The sequence below is a fragment of the Avibacterium sp. 21-595 genome (assembly GCF_023611905.1).
Classification (GTDB): domain Bacteria; phylum Pseudomonadota; class Gammaproteobacteria; order Enterobacterales; family Pasteurellaceae; genus Avibacterium.
Genome location: NZ_CP091455.1, coordinates 669,813 through 690,754, shown reverse-complemented (window position 1 = coordinate 690,754; position 20,942 = coordinate 669,813). Strand labels below are relative to the sequence as shown.

The following is a 20,942-nucleotide window of genomic DNA, read 5'->3' as shown; positions in this document are numbered from 1 at the left end:
CCTATTACCTCAAATTTTGGTTCAAAATAGACCGCACTTTGATCTCGCGTAAAGTGCGGTTGCTTTTTCGCTTATTTTGCTGGAGGTGCTTTTTCCATTAAGCCTTTATCCAGTGCTTCTTTATTCCATTGAGGAATCACTTCTTTGAGGAATTTATCTTTTGCCGCACGCTCTTTTTCAATATCAATACCCATTGCTTTCCACGCATTCTCTGCATTTGAAATATCAGGATAATTGATCGGTTGTTTCACTCCGTGCTTGGTTAAAATGACGGCAAGTTTAGTTCTTGCATCAGCAATTTGATCTAACCCTGTTGCGATGGTTTTTAAAATAACATCTGGGGCGTGAATATGCCCACCGTGTCCTGCTGCTGAGTAATCCCAACGCCATTGTGCGTGACGAATATCTTGCAATGCAGGTTTCATTTCTTCTTCTGTCGCACCAGCTTCCCAAGCGGCTTTTGCTTCAAAGTGCGCTTTCACAATTTGGTCTTCAAGTTTAATCATTACATCTTTGATATCTTTTTTATGACCTGCCACCACTTTTGTTAAGGTTTCTTTACTTTGATCGTGGCAGTTTGCACAGGTGTTTTCAAAAGAATCAAGCGGATTGCCAATTTTGTGGTCAGTGTAAACTTTACCATCAGCTCCTTGGACTTTTGGCATATGGCAATCCACACAGGTTACGCCATTTTTACCGTGTGTACCTTGTAACCAAGTTTCATAATCTGGGTGCTGTGCTTTTAGCATAGGCGCTTTAGAAATAGAATGGATCCAATCATAGAATTCAATGCTATCGTAGTATTTTTCCATACTATCTACATCCACCCCTTTCATCCAAGGGAACACCACATTATTCACCACTTTTTTATCAAAATAATATTCAACGTGGCAATTTGCACAAATTGCCCCACGTTTATCCGTTTTATCTAAATGAGCGAAATCTTTACCTATGGTATCTAAAGCACGTAAAACGTGTGGGCGAGCAATACGCAATGCTGGTTTCCCTTCCGCAAACTCTTTTGAAGTCGTATCGTGGCAATCCGCACACCCAATTGGATTCACAATCTCATTTCCTGCTTTCGCCCATTTTCCATTGAAATAACCTTCTTCTCCCCATTCAGCAATTAAACGTGGCACATCTGGCCCTTTACAAGTCCAGCACGCCATTGGCTGTGGCCCACTATTTGCATCAAAAGGTGCGCCTGTACGTAAAATATTACGCACATCTGTAACGGTATAAAAATGCCCACGAGGTTTGTTATATTCTTTAGAAAAAGCATAACCGCCCCACATAACAATCATTCTAGGGTCAACCTCAATGGCAGGAACAATTTCCGTAGATTCAGCCGTATTAGCCCAACCTTGGTATTGTTTCGGATATTTTTCTGCAAATTTTTCACTGATTGTCTCAATCTTCAAATCAGGGTTGGGTTTTGCTAATTCCTCACGTGTTGCGGCACGCTTTTCTGCAGCACTGTTATCTGTTGCGATTGCAGACTGCGCAACCACTAAAGTCAATCCAGCCATTGCCAGAGAAGCTAACGTTTTTCTGAAAATGTTCACGATAATTACTCCATTACATTGATCAATGCGGTGTTATGAAAATTGACATAACAAAATGATAATTTTTCTCATTAAAACAATATGATAATGAATTAAGAGAAAGCTTTTCACGCTTAAAAATAACAAATTCATTCTCATTTTTCAGCGCTATTTTGCCATTCTTTGCGTTTGATCAATGTTTTTCCCAAGAATAACTATTTGGAGTTATTTTTGCTACATAAAAATAACTCCAAATAGTTATCAAACTCTATATAATTCGCTTTCTATAAGCATAAAGAGGTAATTTAATCTTGCTACAAAATCAGATAAAAAATGCTAAAAAACAGCCAGCAAATGCTACATTTTTAATCAGGATAAGATTTGTTTTTCTTTTATTTAAACCGCCGCGCCAAACAAGCATCTTGGGAATTTTTCCCCTTCGTGCTATGCTTACAACAATTTTTTATCACTTAAGATAACTTATGCAAAATAATCATTTAACTCAGCAACGTTTTGCTGATCTTCCCTTAAACCCAACGGTACGTCATTGTTTAGAAAAAAATGGGTTTGAATACTGTACACCAATCCAAGCGCTTTCTTTACCCATCACCCTTGCAGGGCGTGATGTTGCGGGACAAGCACAAACAGGAACGGGTAAAACAATGGCGTTTCTAACCGCCACTTTTCATCATTTATTAAGCGTGAATTCCCAGCATAACGCCACACAACCACGCGCATTAATTTTAGCCCCTACCCGTGAGCTTGCTGTGCAAATTAGCAATGATGGTGCGGCACTTTCACAAGCCACAGGGCTAAAAATGGGGCTGGCTTATGGTGGCGATGGCTATGACAAGCAACTAAAAGCCATTGAGCAAGGGATTGATATTTTAATCGGAACAACAGGGCGTGTGATTGATTATGTCAAACAAGGAATCATTCGTTTAAATGACATTGAAGTGGTGGTACTTGATGAAGCGGATCGAATGTTTGACCTTGGTTTTATCAAGGATATTCGCTATTTACTGCGTAAATGCCCACCGCCAGCTGAACGCTTAACAATGCTCTTTTCTGCCACGCTTTCTTATAAAGTGCGTGAGTTGGCGTTTGAAGATATGAATGATCCTGAATATGTTGAAGTTGAACCTTTACAAAAAACGGGACACCGTATTAAAGAAGAGCTCTTTTACCCTTCTAATCAAGACAAAATGGCTCTATTGATGACCTTATTGGAGGAAGAGTGGCCTGAGCGTTGCATTATTTTTGCCAATACAAAACATCGTTGTGAAGAAATTTGGGGCTATTTAGCCGCAGATGGACACCGTGTTGGTTTGCTTACGGGCGATGTTGCTCAGAAAAAACGTCTTGCCTTATTGCAACAATTTACCGAAGGGAAATTAGACATTTTAGTGGCGACTGATGTTGCTGCTCGTGGCTTGCATATTCCTGATGTGACGCACGTGTTCAACTATGATTTACCAGATGATCGTGAAGATTACGTGCATCGTATTGGACGTACGGGACGGGCTGGTGAAAGCGGGGTTTCCATCAGTTTTGCTTGTGAGGAATATGCGATGAATTTACCTGCCATCGAAGAATATATTGGCCATTCTATTCCTGTGAGCCAATATGATCCACAAGCACTACTCAGCGATTTACCCAAACCTTATCGTAAACGGACTGGGCAAAACCATTATCAAAATAATAAACGCAGTTTTAAAAAGCGTTATTAATCTCAGAAAAATCGTCAAAATACCACCGCACTTTGATAAACAGTATATAAACAAAATAAAGTGCGGTGATTTTTTCTATTATTTCTGCCTTATCTCGTGATAGAATTTGCCGATTTTTAACAAACAAATTTAGTCAATATAAATTGCGTATGACAACATTAGTAGATTTTTTAATTAACAAATTAGATGATTTAAAAGCCGTGGATATTTTGCATTTAGATGTACAAGGCAAATCAAGTGTAACGGATAATATGATTATTTGCACGGGAACCTCAAGTCGCCATATTAGTGCTTTGGCGCAAAAACTCATTGATGAGAGTAAACAAGCGGGGTTTGAATCTTTTGGTGAAGAGGGCAAGGCTACTGCCGATTGGGTGGTGGTCGATTTTGGACAAGCGATGGTTCATATTATGCAAGCAGACAGCCGTGAGCTGTATCAATTAGAGAAACTTTGGGGATAAATGAAAATCCAATTAATTGCGGTAGGCACAAAAATGCCGGCTTGGGTAACCACAGGGTTTGAGGAATATCAACGCCGTTTTCCGAAAGATATGCCTTTTGAGCTAATTGAGATCCCAGCAGGAAAACGGGGTAAAAATGCGGATATTAAACGCATTTTAGAGCAAGAAGGTAAAGCGATGCTCGCCGCTTGTGGACGCAATAAAATTGTCACTTTAGACATTCCCGGCAAGCCTTGGACAACCGAACAACTGGCGCAACAACTAGAAGGCTGGAAAAACGATGGACGAGATTTATGCCTATTGATCGGCGGGCCAGAAGGGTTATCGCCAGAATGTAAAGCTGCCGCAGAGCAAAGCTGGTCGCTTTCCCCTTTAACTTTACCTCACCCCTTAGTGCGTGTGGTGGTCGCTGAAAGTTTGTATCGCGCTTGGTCAATTACGACCAATCACCCTTATCATCGAGAGTAATCAATGGATTTAAAGAAATTGCTTTCTCAGCCCACAATGGAGCCGATCCGCGATAAAAAAGCGGAACGTAATCTCTTTATCCGTCGTGCTTTGGTCTCTTTTTTAGGCGTGCTTGGGCTGTCTGCAATTTTGCTCACCAATTTATATCATCTGCAAGTTATCAATTATGATACCTATCAGACCCGTTCTAATGGCAACCGTATCAAATTATTACCGTTGCCGCCAACACGGGGATTAATTTACGATCGTTATGGCAAATTGTTAGCCGAAAACCTGACTTTTTTTGGCTTATATATCGTGCCAGAAAAAGTAGAAAATTTAGACCGCACTTTTGAACAGCTCAAGCCAATAGTTGGCTTGAATGAAGATGATATTGCTGATTTTAAAAAAGAGCGTCGTCGTTCTTCTCGCTATACATCCATTCTGCTCAAACCTGATCTCACTGAAGAACAGATCGCACGTTTTGCAGTAAACCAGCATCAATTCCCAAGTTTATCTGTAAAACCTTACTTTAAGCGTCATTATTTATATGGCGAACCCCTCACGCATATTTTGGGTTATGTGGCAAAAATTAATGATAAAGATGTAGAACGCCTAAAAAAAGAAGAGAAATACGCCAATTATGCTGGCTCTCACAATATCGGCAAACTTGGTATCGAACGCTATTATGAAGAACAATTACACGGCGAAGTAGGCTTTGAAGAAGTGGAAATCAATAACCGTGGTAAAGTGATTCGTAAATTGCGTGAGCAACCTGCAGTGGCGGGGAAAAGCATTCATCTCACCATTGATTTGGAATTACAACGTTATATCACGGATCTGCTGTCTGGATATAAGGGCGCTGTTGTTGTGTTAGATCCAAAAGATAGCAGCATTTTAGCGATGGTTTCTACGCCAAGCTATGATAATAATTTATTTGTCGATGGCATTTCGGGCAAGGATTATAAACGCCTGCTTGAAGATCCAACACGCCCACTTTATAGTCGTGTTACACAAGGGGCTTATCCGCCGGCTTCCACCGTAAAACCTTTTATTGCTGTCGCGGGTTTGCAAGAAAATGTCATTACACCAAGTACCACGGTATTTGATCCGGGCTATTGGATGTTGCCTAATAGCACCAAACGCTTCCGCGATTGGAAAAAATCCGGTCACGGCTACACCGATCTCAACAAGGCAATTACTGAATCTTCTGATACCTATTTTTATCAGCTCGCTTACAATATGGGCATTGATAAACTTTCCGGTTGGATGAAAGCCTTTGGCTTTGGGATGCCAACAGGGATTGATATTCGTGAAGAAACCTCGGCGATTATGCCCTCTCGTGAATGGAAACAAAAACGTTATAAAAAGCCTTGGCTGCAAGGCGATACCATTTCCGTCGGCATTGGGCAAGGTTATTGGACAGCAACACCATTGCAAGTGGCAAAAGCACTCGCCATCTTAATTAATAATGGTAAGGTAAATACACCGCACTTAATGAAAGGGGTAGAAGGCTCTTTTTTTGAGCCTTATAAAGATCCCTTGTTATATCCTGATATTGACGCAAATGAGAGTTATTGGGCGCAAGCAAAACGCGGTATGTATAACGTGATTAATGCAAGCAATGGGACGGGGCGTAAGGCATTTGTAGGGACGAACTATCACGTTGCTGGGAAATCAGGCACCGCACAGGTTTTTAGCTTAAAAGAAAATCAAACCTATAATGCGAAATCCCTTAGTAAAGAATTACACGATCACGCGTGGTTCATCGGTTATGCGCCTTATGAAAAACCTCAAATGGTTGTGGCTGTTATTTTAGAAAATGCTGGGGGGGGCGGTAGCAACGCTGGTCCTGTGGTAAGAAAGATTATGGATTATTATCTTAATCAACGTCTTCCGCAAGTCAGTCAAATGGAAAATAAACAGAACGCCCCCCAACCCCAGCAAGAGGAAACAAAATAATGAGTGAAAAGAAAATCTGGCTCAACTTGTGGCAACGTTTGCACATTGATTTCTGGCTATTTATCGGTCTGGTTATTATTTCAGCCTATGGGCTATTAGTGCTATACAGTGCTTCTGGCGGCAATGAAATAATGTTCCGTAACCGCATCATTCAAGTTGTCTTGGGCTTTGTGGTAATGTTTATGATGGCACAATTTTCTCCACGCTTTTATCAAGGGATTGCCCCTTATTTATTTGGTATTGGTATTGTGTTACTGATTTTGGTAGATTTGGTAGGAACAACCAGTAAAGGCGCACAACGTTGGTTAGATCTCGGCTTGTTCCGTTTTCAACCCTCCGAAATTGTTAAACTTGCTGTGCCATTAATGGTGGCGGTCTATTTGGGACAACGCCCACTTCCACCAACATTAAAACACACATTTATCGCCTTATTTATTATTATTGTGCCTACTCTATTAGTGGCTATTCAGCCCGATTTAGGCACCTCTATTTTGGTCAGTGCCTCTGGTATTTTTGTTGTATTTCTTGCTGGAATGAGTTGGTGGCTGATTTTAATTGCGGCCATTGGGCTGGCTGGTTTTATTCCCATAATGTGGTTTTATCTTATGCACGATTATCAACGGACAAGGGTACTAACCTTGCTTGATCCTGAAAAAGATCCCCTTGGTGCGGGTTATCATATTTTGCAGTCGAAAATAGCCATTGGATCAGGTGGAATTTGGGGAAAAGGTTGGATGCAAGGGACACAGTCGCAGTTAGAATTTCTTCCTGAACCTCATACGGATTTTATCTTTGCAGTATTGAGTGAAGAACACGGAATGATTGGTTTTGCTATTTTGATGTGCCTATATTTATTTATTGTAGCAAGAGGCTTAGTGATTGGCGTAGAAGCGCAAAATGCTTTCGGGCGTACTCTTGTTGGGGCATTAACGCTGATCTTTTTTGTTTATGTTTTTGTCAATATCGGTATGGTCAGTGGCATTTTACCTGTCGTCGGTGTGCCGCTACCATTAATAAGCTATGGTGGAACGTCTTTTGTCACCTTAATGGCAGGGTTCGGTTTAATTATGTCCATTCATAGCCATAAAGAACATTTTTTTAGGGGAACTAAATAAGAATTTGTTGTTCTTAACCTGTATTCCATCAAAATTTCGATTAAAGTGAATAACCAAAATGAAATTAATACCAGTAATTAGACTCAGTATGGCGTTTTTACTCCTATTAGCGAATGTAAATGGCTATGCTGAAACGCAAAAATTGTATGGGGTAAAAGGCCCTAACCTGATCCACCAAAAAATGGCGGATAAAACCTATACCTATGTGGTAAATGGCGTCAGTTATACCACCAAACATCCTAGTACAGCAAAACATTATTCCAAAACAGGGGGCGCAAGTTACTACCACCAAAAATTTTCAGGGCGTAAAACCTCTAATGGGGAATATTATGATCCTAATCGTTATACCGCAGCACATAAGACCTTACCGCTAAACTCTTACGCGTTAGTAACCAATTTACGTAATGGCAGAAAAGTGATCGTAAAAATTAACGATCGAGGCCCTTTTGTAAAAGGAAGAATTATCGATCTTTCCCGTGTTGCGGCAAAAGAACTCGGGATTATTCATCGCGGTGTCGGACAGGTTCGTGTTGAAGCGTTACACGTTAGCGCGAAAGGAAAAATTCTTGGTGCGGGAACCCATACCCTTGCTAAAATGGCGAAAACACCCGAGGCTAAAAAACGTTTAGACCTATCGCCGAAACAAAGTGCGGTGCTTTCTGAGACAAATTTTTCAGGTTATCACGTAAAAATGCTAAACTTAACCTATAAACAAGCGATACAAATGGTGAAACAAGCAAAACGCTTAAAAGTCAAAACCAAAATTAGTTCAAATAAACAATCGCACAGTATTTTATTTGGACCATTCAAAACTAAAAGCGAAGCACAACAATTAAAAGCTAAACTACATAAATTGAATGGAACAAAACCACTGATTATTTATCACCAAAAATAAATTTAACTCTATTTAGGACGTAATGAATGATGTTTAAATCTATGCTAAAAAAAACAAAAGTAGCACTTATCACCGCCACATTATGCGCGAGCCAAAATCTCTTCGCCGAAGAGATTCAATATGGCATTGCAGCGCCACAGCTCAATGCGCAAACCTATATTTTGATGGATTATAATTCTGGTGCGGTGTTAGCGGCATTGAATCCAGATCAACGTCAATATCCTGCTTCCCTCACAAAAATGATGACAAGCTATGTGGTGGGCGATGCCTTAAAACAAGGAAAAATTCATAATAACGATATTGTGACTATCGGTGAAAGTGCGTGGGGGAAAAATTTCCCCGGCTCATCAAAAATGTTTTTAAATTTGAATCAACAGGTTTCTGTGGCTGATTTAAATAAAGGCATTATTGTGGTCTCAGGTAATGATGCTTGTGTGGCAATGGCGGAACACGTTTCAGGATCTACGCAGAATTTTATTAATGCGATGAATAACTATGTGGAACAGTTTGGCTTGAAAAATACCCATTTCACCACCGTACACGGTTTAGATGATGAAAATCAATATTCTTCAGCGCGTGATATGGCATTAATTGGCGCGCATATCATTCGTGATTTACCTGAAGAATATAAAATCTATGCGGAAAAAGAATTTACCTTCAATAAAATCCGCCAGCCAAATCGCAATGGTTTATTGTGGGATAAAACATTACACGTGGATGGTATGAAAACAGGGCATACCGACAAAGCAGGCTATAACCTTGTGGCTTCGGCATTAGGCAACGGCAATATGCGTTTAATTTCTGTTGTGATGGGCGTACCAACTTACAAAGGCCGTGAAATTGAAAGCAAAAAATTATTACAGTGGGGATTTGCTAACTTTGAAACCTTTAAAACATTAGAGGCCAACCAAGCTGTTTCCGAGCAAAGCGTTTATTATGGCGATAATAGCAAAGTGCAACTTGGCGTCTTGCAAGATCAATTTATCACCTTGCCAAAAGGTCGCCAAGCGGAAGTGAAAGCCCGTTATGATTTAGATAAAAAATACCTTGAAGCCCCGTTAGCAAAAGGGCAAGTTGTGGGAAAAATCACCTATCAGCTTGATGGTAAAGATATTGCTAAAGTGGATTTACAAGTAATGAATAACGTAGAAGAAGGCGGCTTCTTCGGTAAAATCTGGGATTGGTTAGTGCTAACCGTAAAAAGTTTATTTAGCTAAACTTGAAATTCACAAAATCTTCCCAATCTAAAAGCTCAAATGACCGCACTAAATAAAGTGCGGTCTAAATTTTTAACAAATTTGAGGAAAAAAAATGGCAGAACAAGAAAAAATCGTAAAACTTGAAGATATTCCACAAAAGCAACTTAAAGATCTTCTTGAGTTCCCTTGTCATTTCACCTTTAAAGTCGTGGGTGCAAATCGCTCCGATTTAGCAGATGATGTGATTTCGGTGGTACAAAAATACGCGAAAGGGGATTATAATCCCCGTGAAAACCTCAGTGGAAAAGGCACATACAAATCCATTTCTGTGGATATTGTGGCTGAAAATATTGAGCAAGTGGAAACGCTTTATAGCGAGCTTGCAAAAATTGACGGCGTAAGAATGGTGCTTTAATCTCCATAAACAATAAGGCAAAGGCGATGACCCAATCCATTATTATCCGTCAACTTGGCATACAAGATTATCAAGAAATTTGGCATAAAATGCAGAAATTCACTGATGAGCGTGATGAAAATACCCAAGATGAAATCTGGCTAGTCCAGCACCCAGCAGTGTTTACCCAAGGCTCCGCAGGAAAACCAGAACATTTATTACAGCAAAGTACGATCCCTGTGGTGCAATCAGATCGTGGTGGGCAAATTACTTACCACGGATTGGGTCAGCAAATTATGTATGTCTTGATCGATATTAAACGCCTGAAAGCACAGGGTAAAGATCTCAATGTACGCCAATTAGTTACCGCACTTGAGCAATCCGTTGTGCAAACACTAGCAGATTATGGCATTGAAGGCTACCCTAAAGCCGATGCGCCCGGGGTGTATGTTGCAGAGAAAAAAATCTGCTCTTTGGGATTACGTATTCGCAAAGGTTGCTCCTTCCATGGTCTCTCGCTAAATATTAATATGGATCTTACGCCTTTCTTATACATCAATCCTTGTGGTTATGCGGGGCTTGAAATGTGTCAAATGGCAGATTTTATCCCTCACAGCGAGGTTAGGCCAGACAAGGTTTCGCCCAAATTAGTTACACACTTCACCCAATTATTAGGGTATAATTCCGTAACAAATTCTTAACAAAAATAGGATCATTAATGGCAACTCCTTTTAAAATGGAACGTGGCGTAAAATATCGTGATGCTGCAAAAACGTCCATTATCCCAGTAAAAAATATTGATCCCAACCAGCCTTTATTAAAAAAGCCTGAGTGGATGAAAATCAAACTTCCAGCCAATTCAGCGAAAATTGACAGTATCAAAAATGGAATGCGCCGCCACGGTTTGCATTCTGTATGTGAAGAGGCATCTTGCCCTAACTTGCACGAATGTTTTAACCACGGTACGGCAACCTTTATGATCTTAGGCGCAATTTGTACCCGCCGTTGCCCATTTTGTGATGTAGCACACGGTAAACCGTTGCCACCCGATCCAGAAGAACCGCGTAAACTCGCAGAGACAATTCAGGATATGAAATTGCGTTATGTGGTAATTACCTCAGTGGATCGTGATGATCTACCAGATCGCGGTGCAGGTCATTTTGCAGAATGTGTGAAAGAAATCCGCCAGCTCAATCCCGGAATCAAAATTGAAATCCTTGTACCTGATTTCCGCGGACGTATTGAACAGGCGCTTGAAAAATTAAAAGATAATCCGCCTGATGTGTTCAACCACAACTTGGAAAATGTACCACGCTTATATCGTGATATCCGCCCGGGGGCAGATTATGAATGGTCGCTTAAATTATTGCGTGAATTTAAAGCAATGTTCCCTGATATTCCAACCAAATCAGGCTTAATGGTCGGCTTAGGCGAAACCAACGAAGAAATTTTGCAAGTGATGCAAGATTTACGCACTAACGGTGTAACAATGCTAACTTTGGGACAATATTTGCAACCAAGCCGGCATCATTTACCTGTGGCACGCTATGTTCCTCCTGAGGAATTTGATGCGTTTCGTGATAAAGCCAACGCAATGGGCTTTGAACACGCTGCCTGTGGGCCTTTCGTGCGTTCTTCTTACCACGCAGACTTACAAGCAAAAGGGGAATTAGTAAAATAATTTCACAGACACTTTCGCATTTTCTGCATATATTAAGTGCGGTAGAAAATTTCAATATTTTTCACCGCACTTAACTAGAATTAATATCACTAAATAATTTTCCCACAATTTTTTATTATTTATCCCTTTATTATCTAGACATCACCGTCATTTAATGGTAATTTTACACCCATTCAATATTCAAACATCTTCATAAAAATTCATTTTCCAATCTAACCAACATTTCAAATTATTATGCATTTAACAGAACTAAAAAATACGCCCGTTTCTGATCTTGTGAAACTCGGTGAAGAACAAATGGGTTTAGAAAATCTAGCTCGTTTACGTAAACAAGATATTGTTTTTGCTATCCTAAAACAACACGCTAAAAGCGGTGAAGATATTTTCGGTGGCGGTGTGTTAGAAATCCTTCCAGATGGCTTTGGTTTCTTACGTTCCGCCGATAGCTCCTACCTCGCAGGTCCTGACGACATCTATGTTTCTCCAAGCCAAATTCGCCGTTTCAACTTACAAACTGGGGATAAAATTGAGGGAAAAATTCGTCCACCAAAAGAAGGCGAACGTTATTTTGCCTTGCTAAAAGTCGATCAAGTAAATGATGACAAACCTGAAGTTTCACGTAGCAAAATTTTATTTGAAAATTTAACCCCACTTCACGCCAATTCTCGTTTAAGAATGGAACGTGGTAATGGTTCAACCGAAGATCTCACCGCACGTATTTTAGATTTAGCCTCCCCGATTGGAAAAGGACAACGTGGCTTAATCGTTGCCCCACCAAAAGCGGGTAAAACAATGTTGCTACAAAACATTGCACAAAGCATCACTCACAACTATCCAGAGTGTGAGCTTATCGTTTTATTAATTGACGAACGTCCAGAAGAAGTAACTGAAATGCAACGTTCAGTAAAAGGTGAAGTGATTGCCTCAACCTTCGATGAACCCGCTTCTCGCCACGTTCAGGTAGCTGAAATGGTTATCGAAAAAGCAAAACGCTTAGTCGAACACAAAAAAGACGTGGTGATTTTATTAGATAGTATCACTCGCCTTGCCCGAGCTTATAACACCGTAACGCCAGCTTCAGGTAAAATTCTTTCTGGTGGTGTAGATGCCAACGCATTACATCGCCCAAAACGTTTCTTCGGTGCGGCCCGTAATGTAGAAGAAGGGGGAAGTTTAACCATTATCGCGACCGCACTTGTGGATACAGGGTCAAAAATGGACGAAGTGATCTTTGAAGAATTTAAAGGAACGGGGAATATGGAGTTACATCTTTCACGTAAAATTGCTGAAAAACGCGTCTTCCCAGCCATTGACTTTAACCGTTCAGGTACACGTAAAGAAGACTTACTCACTACCCCTGATGAACTACAAAAAATGTGGATTCTACGCAAAATCCTTAACCCAATGGGTGAAGTGGAAGCAATGGAATTCCTTATTGATAAGCTCGCCGTTGCCAAAACTAACGAAGAGTTTTTTGAAATTATGAAACGTTCGTAAATCGATTAAAAAACCTCGTTTAATACGAGGTTTTTCTTTGCTATTTAATCTATTATAAAAATTTGCCTAAGGTTTTTTCTAAGCGTACAAACCCTTCTTGTAATGCTTCTTCATCAATATTCAAGGCTGGTGCAAAACGCAAAACATCGGGACCGGCGACTAAAATCATTAGTCCATTTTCAGCCGCACTTTTCACAAATTCACTGGCTTTACCACGATATTTCGCATTCAGCTCTGCCCCAATCAATAAACCTGCACCGCGAATCTCACTAAATAGATTGAGATCTTGATTTATCTCATTTAACTTCTGCATAAAGCGCTCAGAAGTGCGGTGAATTTTTGCTAAGAATTTCTCATCAGAAAGCACATCCACCACCTTTGATGCTACGGCACAAGCAAGAGGATTACCGCCAAAAGTGGTGCCGTGTACGCCAACAGAAAAGCTTTTCGCAATCTTATCCGTCGTCAGCATCGCACCAATCGGAAAGCCATTACCCAACGCTTTAGCAGAGGTCAGAATATCAGGCACCACACCATATTTCATATAGGCATAAAAATAACCTGTACGCGATAAGCCTGTTTGCACTTCATCAAAAATCAGCAAGGCATTATTCTCATCACAAAGCTGGCGTAAGCCTTGTAAGAATGCAGGATCAGCAGGTTTCACCCCGCCTTCGCCTTGAATCGGCTCAACTATTACTGCGCAAGTATGATCATCAATGATGGCTTTCACTGCTGCAAGATCATTAAAGGGGACGTGAATGATATCAGCCGGTTTCGGCCCAAAGCCGTCAGAATATTTTGCTTGCCCACCAACGCTTACCGTGAATAATGTGCGACCATGAAAGCTTTGCTTAAACGCAATAATTTTACTTTTCTGCGCCCCAAAATGATCTACCGCATAACGGCGAGCCAATTTCAGTGCAGCCTCATTAGCTTCCGCCCCAGAATTAACAAACATTACGCGTTCAGCAAAGGTTTTCTGTACCAATTTTGTTGCTAATGCCAACGTTGGCTCACTGGTGAACCAGTTGCTAGAATGCCACAGTGTTTCACCTTGCTCTTTTAATACTGCCACAATCTCATCAGGGCAATGCCCCAACGCATTCACCGCAATACCACTTGTAAAATCAATATATTCTCGCCCTTGTTGATCCCAAACTCTGCTTCCCTTTCCCTTTACTGGAATAAACTCTGCGGGAACATAATTCTGTATCATCACCTCATCAAAAATTTGTCTATTATAAGTGTTCATTTGCGATCCTTAAATTCACTGCCAGAGATGTAGGTTAGCATAAGCCAAAGTAAATATTTAATCAAATAATTTGAATAAAAAATCACATAAAATAAAAATCTTATCTTGTTAAGATCGCCACTAAAACATCAAACAAGGAGCGTAAAATAAAGAAGATAGGGAGGATAAAGCAAAGTGAGGGGTGGTATTATTTTAAGCTGAAAATGGGATATTCGATTTTTTTATTCAAAGATCAAATGATTGATGTATAAACATCAAGTAGAATTTTTATCATAAGATCTAGTGAATGATAATGAAAAAGCAGATCCAACAAAGATCTGCTTTTTCTGTTCTCAGCAATAATTATTTAGTCATTGCTGCAACTTCTGCGGCGAAGTCAGTTTCTACTTTTTCGATACCTTCACCGACTTCAAAGCGTAAGAATGAAACAACTTCTGCGCCTTTTTCTTTTAATAGATCGCCAACGGATTTAGATGGATCCATTACGAACGGTTGGCCTGTTAAAGAAACTTCACCTGTGAATTTCTTCATACGGCCTTCAACCATTTTCTCAGCGATTTCACGTGGTTTACCTGATTGCATTGCGATATCCACTTGGATTTGACGCTCGTGTTCTACTACGTCTGCAGGTACATCACTTGGGTTAACATATTCTGGACGACTTGCTGCAACGTGCATTGCAACGTGTTTTACTAATTCTTCATCAGCGTTTGCAGCACCCACTAATACGCCAATTTTCGCACCATGTAAGTATGAACCTACTACAGGCGCTTGCACTGAACCAACACGGCGGATTGTCATATTCTCACCGATTTTTGCAACTAATGCTGCACGTTTTTCTTCAAATTCAGCTTGTAACGCTTCGATTGTAACGCCTTTGTTGTTTAATGCGTAATCTGCAACTTCATTCGCTAAACCTAAGAAACCTGCATCTTTAGCTACGAAGTCAGTTTCACAGTTCATTTCAATCATTACACCATAGTCACCAGCAACACGGGCGATAATAACCCCTTCAGCTGCAACACGGCCTGCTTTTTTCGCCGCTTTTGCTTGACCTGATTTACGCATATTATCAATTGCTAATTCGATATCGCCATTTGCTTCTACTAACGCTTTTTTACATTCCATCATACCAGCGCCAGTACGATCACGAAGTTCTTTTACTAAAGATGCTGTAATTTCAGCCATTTTAAAATCCTCTATCCACAAAATTTGGTGCGATTTTTGACCGCACTTATGTAAAAAAGCAGGGAACATAAGCCCCCTGCTAACCAATTAATCGTTGTGATTAATAAGGGCTTTCGCCGCATTCACCTGAATTATTCAGCCGCTTCTGCTTCAGCAAATTTTTCTTCGGTTACCACTTCTTGTTGGCGACCTTCTTTTACTGCTGCCGCTGCTGCTGCAAGATATAGTTGAATTGCACGCGCTGCATCATCGTTACCTGGGATAACAAAATCAACACCATCAGGTGTAGAGTTTGTATCGACTACAGCAAATACAGGAATTCCTAAATTATTTGCTTCTTTGATTGCGATGTGTTCGTGATCTGCACCGATAACAAATAATGCATCAGGAAGACCTGCCATATCTTTGATACCACCAAGGCTTAATTCAAGTTTTTCCATCTCACGGCTACGCATTAATGCTTCTTTCTTAGTTAATTTATCGAAAGTGCCATCTTGAGATTGGGTTTCTAAATCTTTTAAGCGTTTGATTGATTGACGCACTGTTTTCCAGTTAGTCAACATACCACCTAACCAACGGTGGTTTACATAATATTGCTGACAGTCTAATGCTGCTGCTTTTACTGCCTCACTTGCTGCACGTTTTGTACCAACAAATAAGATTTTACCGTTGTTGCCCGCAATACGAGTTAATTCTGCTAGTGCAGCATTAAACATTGGAACGGTTTTTTCAAGGTTGATGATATGAACACCGTTGCGTGGTCCGAAAATGAATGGTTTCATTTTTGGGTTCCAGTAACGAGTTTGGTGACCGAAGTGAACGCCAGCTTGTAGCATTTCGCGCATTGAAACTTGTGCCATAATAATTTTCCTTTTGTTTGGGGTTTAGCCTCCACATACCAAATAAATCGACCGTTTGGCACCCCGACTTATCCCTATGATATGTGTGTGATTTATTATTAAAAATTAAGTTTGAACTTATTTTGCCTAAAATAAAAATGACTTTCTTAGTCTAGCCAAAATAACGCCGCACTTTATACCATAAAGTGCGGTAAAAAACTAGCAAATTTTTAGAAACCAACACAAAAGCGGCAATTTGTCATCACAAATTGCCGCAGTAAATTTTCTATTCAACATTATTCTTGCTGAGTTAAAAATTCTTGATTAATTTCAATTTTCGCTTTTGTGCGCAACGCCTGTAATAGTGCTTGCTGTAATTCTGTTTGTTGTGCTTGGTTTAGCTGTGCATCGAACTGTTTAAGCTGTTCAGGGGTTAATTCCCCGTCTTTAATGTTCGTTAGTTCAATCACTATAACGCTGTTATCGCCGTTTTTCGCAGCGGCATAAACAGGTTTATCCGTTGCTTTTTTCATTGCAAAAATCACATCACGCAGCTGTGGATTTTTATTTTCAGCATAAACCCATTGCGTTTTCTCACCAAATTGAATGCCATTTGGCAGAACCGCATTGTTATTTGCATTAAGTGCCTGTGCCACTTTTTCAGCTTGAGCTAGCACAATTTTTTCCGCTTTTTGCTGTTTTAGGTATTGTGCAATATCATTTTTTGCCTCATCAAGCGTTTTCACTCCTTCTGGTTTATGTTCTACCACACGAACAATCAAAGAATGTTGTTCCCCCACATTAATTGCTTCTGAGTTTGTTCCGCCTTGGGTTAATTCAGAATCAAATAACGCTGAGACCACATTGCCATAATTGAGTGCGGCTGGAATATCATTGCGTGAGAAATAACCTGTCTCTTGTACATTTACGCCTGCTGCTTGCGCGGCTGCTTGTAAGGAATCAGGTTGTTCAAAGGCTTTCTCATTGGCTTGTTTTTCCATTGCGTAAAACGCTTTCGTGCTTAATTCATTGCGAAGTTTCGCCGCAATATCGTTTTTCACTTGCGCTAATGGCAGGAATTTTTCTTCTTCTACTTTGATAATATGGTAAGCATTATCCACTTTGACCGGTTGGCTATATTCCCCCACTTTCAACTCACGGGCTGCGGCTTCAAATTGTGGTGGCATCATACCTGCGACAACCCAATCCAAATCACCGCCATTTGCGCCAGAAATTTTATCGCTAGAATAAAGTTTTGCTAAAGCAGCAAAGCTTTCGCCTTTTTGTAAATCCGCATAAACTGCCTGTGCTTCTTTTTCTGTTGGAAGCTGAATATGGGCTAAATGCTGAGTCATATATTGTGCTTTGTTATCTTGATAATATTGTGCAATTTCTACATCCGTCACCTTCACATTTTTTTCCGCTGCTTGGTGAGTTAAATCCAAATATTGCACTTTCACTAATTCAGGTACGGCAAATGCCCCTTTATTGGCATTGTAGTAAGCACTAATTTCATCTTCGCTGACTTGTTGTTGTGCGATTGTCGCGGCAAGTGGAAACTCCGCTAAACGCACATCCCGTTGTTGGAAAAAGAGTTGTGCTAAACGTGCATTTTGGCTAGGTACGGTAAATGCGGAACGCACAATTCCGTCATTAAGTTGCTGCAAGCTTAAACCTTGACGTAAATACTGAGCATATTGATTACCGCTTAATCCATTGGCTGATAGCATTTGTTGATAAAGTGCGTTATCAAATTTGCCATCCTTTTGAAAAATTGGGCTGGTTACAATGGCTTGTTGAATTTGGCTATCACTCACATCAAGTTTTAATTCTGCTGCATATTGACGCAATAATTCTTGATCGATTAAACGATCTAAAACCGATCTACGTAAGCCATTAACAAATTCAGGGGAATCCGCGACTGCGGTAAATTGCGCCCCCAGTTGTTCACTAAAGCGTTGATATTCTTGATTATATTGTTCTAAGAAAGTTTGTTGTGAAATTTCTTCCCCATTCACTTTCGCCGCCGAGGTGTCAACGCGTGTAAACATATAGCCTGCTACACCACTTAAGACAAATGACACCACAATTAGGGCGAAAATGATCTTCCACAAGATGCTGTTTGACGCATCACTGAGTTTTTCCATTAACATTGACGTTATCCTTAAAGGTAAGATTAAGACAAATTTTAAGAATTATAATCGAAAGCGCTTTGATTACCAGTATAAAAATAAAAAAGTCGGCAAAGATTGCACTTTACCGACTTTATCATTAAAAAATAGGCAATTAATTCACCGCACTTTCTGCACGTTTACTTTTACGGCGTGGCGTTGTTTTTTCTTCTTTTGCAATTAAGTGAGCAAAATCAACCCCTTCAGGTGGATTTTCTAAAGCAATGCTTAATACTTCATCAATGGTTTCCACGGCTCGAATATCCAAGCTATTTTTCGCATTATCTGGAATTTCTTCCAAATCTTTCACATTGTCTTTTGGAATAATCACAGTTTTAATCCCGCCACGATGTGCAGCAAGTAATTTTTCCTTCAAACCACCAATAGGTAACACTTTACCACGCAAGCTGATTTCTCCCGTCATTGCCACTTCAGACTTCACAGGATTCCCCGTTAAGCAAGAAACTAATGCGGTACACATTGCGATCCCAGCACTTGGTCCATCTTTTGGCGTTGCGCCATCTGGAACGTGAATATGAATATCACGTTTTTCGTGGAAATCAGTGGCAATCCCTAATTTTTCGGCACGAGAACGCACAACAGTCATCGCCGCTTGGATTGATTCTTTCATCACATCGCCAAGTGATCCCGTGTAAGTTAATTTGCCTTTCCCAATAACCGAAGTGGCTTCAATGGTAAGCAAATCACCGCCCACTTGTGTCCACGCCAAGCCGGTAACTTCCCCCACGCGGTTTTGTGTATCGGCACGACCAAACTCAAAGCGTTTTACACCTAAATATTCATCAAGATTATCGCTGTTTACGGTGATCGATTTTAATTTTGGATTCAGCAATAAATTTTTCACCGCTTTACGGCAGATTTTAGAAATCTCACGTTCAAGTCCACGCACGCCCGCTTCACGAGTGTAATAGCGGATAATATCTAAAATGGCACTTTCTTCGATCTTTAATTCACTTTTCTTCAAGCCATTACGCTCAATTTGTTTGTTAAGCAAATGGCGTGTCGCAATATTGAGTTTTTCGTCTTCTGTATAACCCGACAAACGAATCACTTCCATACGATCAAGCAATGGTCCCGGAATATTCATTGAATTTGATGTTGCCACAAACATAACATCAGACAGATCATAATCAACTTCTAAATAATGATCGTTAAAGTTCGCGTTCTGCTCCGGATCAAGCACTTCTAGCAGTGCGGAAGCGGGATCGCCGCGCATATCTGATGCCATTTTATCAATCTCATCAAGTAAAAAGAGCGGATTTTTCACCCCTACTTTTGCCATTTTTTGGATCAATTTACCCGGCAATGAACCGATGTAGGTTTTACGATGCCCACGGATTTCGGCTTCGTCGCGCACGCCACCGAGTGCCATACGAACATACTTCCGCCCAGTCGCATTTGCAATAGATTGCCCTAGAGAGGTTTTTCCTACCCCCGGTGGTCCAACTAAACAAAGAATAGGGCCTTTAAGTTGATTTAAACGACTTTGAACCGCTAAATATTCCAAAATGCGATCTTTCACACGTTCTAAGCCGTAGTGATCCGCATCAAGGATTTCTTGTGCTTTGACAATATCTTTTTTCACTTTGCTACGTTTATGCCACGGTACTTGTAGCATCCAGTCAATGTAGCTACGCACCACCGTCGCTTCGGCTGACATTGGCGACATCATTTTCAGCTTCTGCAACTCGGCTTCCACTTTTTCTTTCGCCTCTTTCGGCATTTTGGCGTCTTCTACTTTTTGGCGCAGTTGTTCGACTTCATCCAGCGTGCTATCTGTTTCGCCGAGTTCTTTTTGAATGGCTTTGATCTGTTCGTTAAGATAGTAATCGCGCTGGCTTTTTTCCATTTGTTTTTTCACGCGCCCACGAATACGCTTCTCGACTTCTAAAATGCCCGCTTCGTTAATCATTAAACCGAGCAAATATTCAAAACGCTCTGTGACATTTGCAATGCTCAATACGTCCTGCTTACGCGCTACAGGAACAGGCATATGGGCTGCCATTGTGTCGCTTAAACGTTCTGGATCAGCAATACTTTTTAAGGCTGAAAGCACATCTGGCTGGACTTTTTTGTTGAGTTCAATGTATTTTTCAAACTCTTCTAACGTAATATTCTGTATCACTTCCAATTCTGTTTCATCGCCAAATTGGGTATCCATTAAGGCAATTTTTGCCTCGAAAAAACGCCCATTATCTTCTAAATGAGAAATCTTAGCCCGTTGCTGACCTTCCACCAGCACTTTTACCGTGCCGTCTGGCAAATTCAATAATTGAATAATATTTGCCACCGTTCCTACATCATACACATCATCCACGGTAGGCTGTTCTAACTCGGCTGCTTTTTGCGAAACTAATAATAATTGTTTGCCGTTTTCCATTGCCTCTTCAAGACTTGCGATGGATTTTTCGCGTCCCACAAACAATGGCATCACCATATAAGGAAAAACCACCACATCTCGTAATGGTAAAACAGGTATGGTTTTTTGTTTTGTTCGTCTGGCGTTCATATTTTCTCTCTTTCCTATAAAACTCGAAATTACT

At 40.5% G+C, this 20,942-nt stretch carries 17 protein-coding genes; 11 read left to right on the top strand and 6 right to left on the bottom strand.

Annotated elements, in window-relative coordinates:
* Positions 1-71 precede the first annotated feature (71 nt).
* Positions 72-1,529, bottom strand: a complete 1,458-nt coding sequence (gene nrfA, locus L4F92_RS03305; RefSeq protein ID WP_250351596.1) for an ammonia-forming nitrite reductase cytochrome c552 subunit — start codon at positions 1,527-1,529, stop codon at positions 72-74.
* Between the two features lie 497 nt (positions 1,530-2,026).
* Between nrfA and rhlB the strand changes: the two genes are divergently transcribed.
* From rhlB to rho, 11 genes are all read left to right on the top strand, one after another.
* Positions 2,027-3,274, top strand: coding sequence for an ATP-dependent RNA helicase RhlB (gene rhlB, locus L4F92_RS03300; RefSeq protein ID WP_250364193.1), 1,248 nt, complete (start codon positions 2,027-2,029; stop codon positions 3,272-3,274).
* 149 nt (positions 3,275-3,423) lie between these two features.
* Complete coding sequence (rsfS, locus tag L4F92_RS03295; RefSeq protein ID WP_250350803.1) at positions 3,424-3,735, top strand: ribosome silencing factor; 312 nt, start codon at positions 3,424-3,426, stop codon at positions 3,733-3,735.
* Positions 3,736-4,203: a 23S rRNA (pseudouridine(1915)-N(3))-methyltransferase RlmH gene (rlmH, locus tag L4F92_RS03290; protein ID WP_017805627.1), complete on the top strand. Its 468-nt coding sequence runs from the start codon at positions 3,736-3,738 to the stop codon at positions 4,201-4,203. It begins immediately after the preceding gene.
* A 3-nt stretch (positions 4,204-4,206) separates the two neighbouring features.
* A complete protein-coding gene (gene mrdA / locus L4F92_RS03285) occupies positions 4,207-6,144 on the top strand; it encodes a penicillin-binding protein 2 (protein ID WP_250364192.1) in 1,938 nt (645 codons plus the stop codon).
* Positions 6,144-7,259: a rod shape-determining protein RodA gene (gene rodA / locus L4F92_RS03280; RefSeq protein ID WP_250364191.1), complete on the top strand. Its 1,116-nt coding sequence runs from the start codon at positions 6,144-6,146 to the stop codon at positions 7,257-7,259. Before mrdA ends, rodA begins: the two co-directional genes overlap by 1 nt.
* A gap of 58 nt (positions 7,260-7,317) precedes the next feature.
* The gene (locus L4F92_RS03275; protein WP_250364190.1) at positions 7,318-8,154 is read left to right on the top strand and encodes a septal ring lytic transglycosylase RlpA family protein; all 837 of its coding nucleotides are present in this window, start codon (positions 7,318-7,320) and stop codon (positions 8,152-8,154) included.
* 29 nt (positions 8,155-8,183) lie between these two features.
* Positions 8,184-9,371 (top strand): serine hydrolase, encoded by a 1,188-nt coding sequence (locus tag L4F92_RS03270; RefSeq protein ID WP_250351597.1) that lies wholly within the window; start codon positions 8,184-8,186, stop codon positions 9,369-9,371.
* Between the two features lie 94 nt (positions 9,372-9,465).
* Positions 9,466-9,768 carry a DUF493 family protein YbeD gene (ybeD, locus tag L4F92_RS03265; RefSeq protein WP_250364189.1) on the top strand — a complete coding sequence of 101 codons (303 nt, stop codon included), beginning with the start codon at positions 9,466-9,468 and terminating at the stop codon, positions 9,766-9,768.
* A gap of 26 nt (positions 9,769-9,794) precedes the next feature.
* Entirely contained in the window at positions 9,795-10,448 is a 654-nt protein-coding gene (lipB, locus tag L4F92_RS03260; RefSeq protein WP_250364188.1) for a lipoyl(octanoyl) transferase LipB, read from the top strand.
* 17 nt (positions 10,449-10,465) lie between these two features.
* Positions 10,466-11,428, top strand: coding sequence for a lipoyl synthase (lipA, locus tag L4F92_RS03255; RefSeq protein WP_250350809.1), 963 nt, complete (start codon positions 10,466-10,468; stop codon positions 11,426-11,428).
* 234 nt (positions 11,429-11,662) lie between these two features.
* Positions 11,663-12,925 (top strand): transcription termination factor Rho, encoded by a 1,263-nt coding sequence (rho, locus tag L4F92_RS03250; protein ID WP_250350810.1) that lies wholly within the window; start codon positions 11,663-11,665, stop codon positions 12,923-12,925.
* Between the two features lie 52 nt (positions 12,926-12,977).
* On the opposite strand, the gene L4F92_RS03245 is transcribed toward rho, so the two are convergent.
* The 5 genes from L4F92_RS03245 to lon all read right to left on the bottom strand — a co-directional run bounded on the left by L4F92_RS03245 (position 12,978) and on the right by lon (position 20,908).
* Positions 12,978-14,180 carry an aspartate aminotransferase family protein gene (locus L4F92_RS03245; RefSeq protein WP_250350811.1) on the bottom strand — a complete coding sequence of 401 codons (1,203 nt, stop codon included), beginning with the start codon at positions 14,178-14,180 and terminating at the stop codon, positions 12,978-12,980.
* A 342-nt stretch (positions 14,181-14,522) separates the two neighbouring features.
* Positions 14,523-15,368, bottom strand: a complete 846-nt coding sequence (gene tsf / locus L4F92_RS03240; protein ID WP_250364187.1) for a translation elongation factor Ts — start codon at positions 15,366-15,368, stop codon at positions 14,523-14,525.
* 131 nt (positions 15,369-15,499) lie between these two features.
* Positions 15,500-16,228, bottom strand: coding sequence for a 30S ribosomal protein S2 (rpsB, locus tag L4F92_RS03235; RefSeq protein ID WP_250350813.1), 729 nt, complete (start codon positions 16,226-16,228; stop codon positions 15,500-15,502).
* Positions 16,229-16,503: 275 nt separating this feature from the next.
* Entirely contained in the window at positions 16,504-18,360 is a 1,857-nt protein-coding gene (ppiD, locus tag L4F92_RS03230; RefSeq protein WP_250364186.1) for a peptidylprolyl isomerase, read from the bottom strand.
* Between the two features lie 133 nt (positions 18,361-18,493).
* Positions 18,494-20,908, bottom strand: a complete 2,415-nt coding sequence (gene lon / locus L4F92_RS03225) for an endopeptidase La (RefSeq protein ID WP_250364185.1) — start codon at positions 20,906-20,908, stop codon at positions 18,494-18,496.
* Between the last annotated feature and the right edge of the window lie 34 nt (positions 20,909-20,942).

Bases quoted from the DNA above. Each gene is read 5' to 3' on its own strand.
- nrfA (WP_250351596.1), bottom strand. From the start codon at position 1,529: ATGGCTGGATTGACTTTAGTGGTTGCGCAGTCTGCAATCGCAACAGAT.
- rhlB (WP_250364193.1), top strand. From the start codon at position 2,027: ATGCAAAATAATCATTTAACTCAGCAACGTTTTGCTGATCTTCCCTTA.
- rsfS (WP_250350803.1), top strand. From the start codon at position 3,424: ATGACAACATTAGTAGATTTTTTAATTAACAAATTAGATGATTTAAAA.
- rlmH (WP_017805627.1), top strand. From the start codon at position 3,736: ATGAAAATCCAATTAATTGCGGTAGGCACAAAAATGCCGGCTTGGGTA.
- mrdA (WP_250364192.1), top strand. From the start codon at position 4,207: ATGGATTTAAAGAAATTGCTTTCTCAGCCCACAATGGAGCCGATCCGC.
- rodA (WP_250364191.1), top strand. From the start codon at position 6,144: ATGAGTGAAAAGAAAATCTGGCTCAACTTGTGGCAACGTTTGCACATT.
- L4F92_RS03275 (WP_250364190.1), top strand. From the start codon at position 7,318: ATGAAATTAATACCAGTAATTAGACTCAGTATGGCGTTTTTACTCCTA.
- L4F92_RS03270 (WP_250351597.1), top strand. From the start codon at position 8,184: ATGTTTAAATCTATGCTAAAAAAAACAAAAGTAGCACTTATCACCGCC.
- ybeD (WP_250364189.1), top strand. From the start codon at position 9,466: ATGGCAGAACAAGAAAAAATCGTAAAACTTGAAGATATTCCACAAAAG.
- lipB (WP_250364188.1), top strand. From the start codon at position 9,795: ATGACCCAATCCATTATTATCCGTCAACTTGGCATACAAGATTATCAA.
- lipA (WP_250350809.1), top strand. From the start codon at position 10,466: ATGGCAACTCCTTTTAAAATGGAACGTGGCGTAAAATATCGTGATGCT.
- rho (WP_250350810.1), top strand. From the start codon at position 11,663: ATGCATTTAACAGAACTAAAAAATACGCCCGTTTCTGATCTTGTGAAA.
- L4F92_RS03245 (WP_250350811.1), bottom strand. From the start codon at position 14,180: ATGAACACTTATAATAGACAAATTTTTGATGAGGTGATGATACAGAAT.
- tsf (WP_250364187.1), bottom strand. From the start codon at position 15,368: ATGGCTGAAATTACAGCATCTTTAGTAAAAGAACTTCGTGATCGTACT.
- rpsB (WP_250350813.1), bottom strand. From the start codon at position 16,228: ATGGCACAAGTTTCAATGCGCGAAATGCTACAAGCTGGCGTTCACTTC.
- ppiD (WP_250364186.1), bottom strand. From the start codon at position 18,360: ATGTTAATGGAAAAACTCAGTGATGCGTCAAACAGCATCTTGTGGAAG.
- lon (WP_250364185.1), bottom strand. From the start codon at position 20,908: ATGAACGCCAGACGAACAAAACAAAAAACCATACCTGTTTTACCATTA.